1 protein-coding gene is annotated in these 241 nt (G+C 43.2%); it reads left to right on the forward strand.

What is annotated here, in order from left to right; genetic code table 11:
* On the forward strand, positions 1–241 hold a 241-nt coding region (gene mobA, locus AAEY80_RS14820), incomplete at both ends, for a molybdenum cofactor guanylyltransferase (RefSeq protein WP_502945565.1).

The following is a 241-nucleotide window of genomic DNA, read 5'->3' on the forward strand; positions in this document are numbered from 1 at the left end:
TTTATTGCTCACGCAGCTGATAAATCCGTGATTTGTTTGGCAGACGATGCCCATTTATACCCGCTATTAGGTCTTTATCGATTAAGTATTGAGCCAGAATTGCGGGCGTATATTGACCAAAACGAGCGTAGAGTGATGCGATTTATTGAACCTATTATGCACACGGCACCTATTCCAAAAACATGGCAGCACTTGACCAATTTTAATACGCCTGACGAATTTAAGCGCGTCTGCACAGCGT

It is taken from the genome of Psychrobacter sp. 78a-MNA-CIBAN-0178 (assembly GCF_040309625.1).
Lineage (GTDB): Bacteria > Pseudomonadota > Gammaproteobacteria > Pseudomonadales > Moraxellaceae > Psychrobacter > Psychrobacter okhotskensis.